Origin of the sequence: Cellulomonas septica (genome assembly GCF_012396155.1) — a bacterium.
Taxonomy (GTDB): Bacteria; Actinomycetota; Actinomycetes; order Actinomycetales; family Cellulomonadaceae; genus Cellulomonas; species Cellulomonas septica.
Map to the genome: position 1 here is coordinate 1 of NZ_JAAXOY010000518.1, position 2,606 is coordinate 2,606.

Sequence of the window (2,606 nt, forward strand, 5' to 3'; positions counted from 1 at the left end):
GCCAGCCCACCCGCGTCGTGCCCCGCGGCCTCGGCGACGCCCGCGGCGGCGTCGTCGATCTCCGCGATCAGCCCGGCGACCCGCCCGATCGACGCGTCGACGTCGCGCGACGCCTGCTGCGCCTCCTCGACCTGCTCCGCGATCTCCGCCGACGACGCCGCGACGCGGTCGGACAGCGACTTGACCTCGTCGGCGACGACCCCGAACGCGCGTCCCCGGTCGCCGGCCCGTGCGGCCTCGATCGTCGCGTTGAGCGCGAGCAGGCGGGTCTTGGCGGACACGTCCTGGATCAGCGTCACCGCGGCGCCGATCGTCGACGACGCCTCGCGCAGCCGGGCCACGAGCGCGACGGTCGACTCGAGCTCGTCGACGCCCTGCCGCACGGCGTGCCGTAGCGCGTGCGCGGACGCACCCAGCTCGGTGGACGCGGCGGCGACGTGCTGCGACACCTCGACGGCCTGCGCGCCCATGTCCTGGCGCACCTCCTCCTCGCGGTGCGCGGCCTCGTCGGCGTCGCGCATGACGTCGCGCGCGGCGTTGATCCGCCGGGCGCCGTCGCGGTACGCGCCCGGCATGCCGCGCTCGATGAGCGTGCGGTGGAAGCGGCCCTCCGCCGACGCGGCAAGCGCGGCGCCGGACTCCCGGACGAACGCGTCCACCACGTCGAGCAGCCCGTTGAGCCGGTCGCCCAGCTCGGCGAGCGTCGGGTCGGCCTGCTCGGGCACGCGGGCCTCGAGGTCGCCGGACGACGCGCGCCGCAGCGTCTCGACGAGCGGGGCGAGCACGGCCGGGTCGACGGCCGGCGTGGTCGGTGCGGGCGGCGCGACGGAGACCTTCGCGGGCCGCCTCATCGCGTGCCGCCGTGGCTGTTGATGATGTCCCACACCCAGGCGTCGTACGTGGTCCCGTCGCCCGCGAGCAGGTCGGCGAGCACGGCCGACGACGCGTCGACCGCGGCGTTGCCCGTGGCGTGCCGGCTCTCCTCGGCCAGCAGGACGCCGTACAGCTCCTCGGCGGCGCGCACCGCGGAGGGGTCGGGCAGCCGCCGGTTCGAGTGGTAGCCGACGGTCGCGCCGGTCTCGTCGGTCGACGGCGTGACGTGCGCGAGCACCCAGTAGTACGCGCCGTCCGCTGCGAGGTTCTTCACGTACGCGAAGATCTCCTGCCCCTGCTGCACGGTGTCCCAGAGCGTGCGGAAGATCGCGCGCGGCATGTCCGGGTGCCGGATGAGCGCGTGCGGCCGCCCGAGCAGCTGGTCGCGCCGGTAGCCGGACACGCGCACGAACACGTCGTTCGCGTACGTGATCCGCCCCTGCGGATCGGTCTTCGAGACGATGATCTCCTCGCGGCCGAACGTCCGTTCCTCGGACGTCGGGACCACGCCTGTCGCTTGCCGCACGTCGCTCCCCGGGCTGTCGCCTGCGTCGCGTCCGCACGCGACGGACCGACGCTCCCGGCTGCGCGGCTTGCGGTGAAGCGCCCGCGTGCGGCGAACGGGTGACGCGTCCCGACGCGGCCGTCCGCCGACGCCCCCGCGTGGGACCTCCGTCCCGGCCGCCGGGCGAAGCGCGTGTGACGCCGGGCACGTCCTGACGGTGTGCCCGGCGTCGCGCGCGTCAGGGGGTCGTCGTGCCGTCCGGGACGCCGACGACCGGCTTGGTGCGCGACCGCCCCGACGCGTCCTTGAGGACGACGTAGGCGAGGTCGACGTGCGGCTCGAGCGCGCTGAACTTGTCGTTGGGCGCGCCGATGACGAGCTGGAACCCGAGCCCGCGCCAGGCGCCGATCGCGCGGCCGGTGAACCGCGCGTCGGCCTTGATGAGCGCCTCGTCGAGGAACACGGGCGCGTACCGGGGGCGCTCGGCGCCCGCGTCGCCGAGCTGGTAGCGCAGCGCGGCGCCGACGATGAACGCGACGAGCTCCTGCGACTCGCCGCCGGACTTCTCGCCGATGTGGTCGTACAGCGCGACGTGCCGGCCCTCGAGGTCGACCTTCTCGGCCGACAGCCGCACGTGCCGCCGGACGTCGACGAGGTCGGCGAAGTCGGGCGCGGTGCGGCGGATCCGGTCGACGACCTTCGCCATGCGCACGTACCGGCGCTCACGCTCGGCGTCGGTCGCGTCGGTCGCGAGGACCTCGCGCAGGTCGCGCAGCTCCTTGCGGAACCGGGCGACGACGGTCGACTGCGTGTCGCGCGCGTCGATCCGCAGCCGGTGCTCGTCGTCGGCGAACGGCAGGTCCGCGAGGATGTCGTTGACCGGCCGGATGCGCTCCTTGATCTCCCGGACCGACCGCGCGAGCGCGCTGTGCAGGTCGGCGAGGTCGTTGCCGGACAGCCGCAGGAGGCTGCGGCGCCACTCGGCCTCGAGGTCGTGCAGCCCGCTCGTCTCGAGGTCGACGAGGACGCGCGCGAAGTCGCCGTACGACGCGTCGGGGTCGGTGCCGAGGTTCGGGTCGGGCCAGCGCTCGACGAACGTCTCGAACGTGCGGCGCAGCGCGTCGCGGGCGGCGCCGATGCGCTGCTGCGCGGCCTGCCGGTCGGCGAGCAGCAGGGCGTTGGCGCGGGCGAGCACCTCGTCGAGCGCGCGCAGGGCGTCGACCGCGTC

3 protein-coding genes are annotated in these 2,606 nt (G+C 75.2%); all 3 read right to left on the reverse strand.

All coding sequences use genetic code 11. The annotated features are described in order from the left end of the window. The coding region (locus HGA02_RS15935) for a methyl-accepting chemotaxis protein (protein WP_168680067.1) at positions 1–851 on the reverse strand (851 nt) is incomplete at its 3' end. Beyond that, entirely contained in the window at positions 848–1,381 is a 534-nt protein-coding gene (locus HGA02_RS15940) for a PAS domain-containing protein (RefSeq protein ID WP_343035525.1), read from the reverse strand. The genes HGA02_RS15935 and HGA02_RS15940, both read right to left, overlap by 4 nt. Before the next feature lie 235 nt (positions 1,382–1,616). Then, a partial coding sequence (locus HGA02_RS15945) for an SbcC/MukB-like Walker B domain-containing protein (RefSeq protein WP_281357200.1) occupies positions 1,617–2,606 on the reverse strand: 990 nt, incomplete at its 5' end.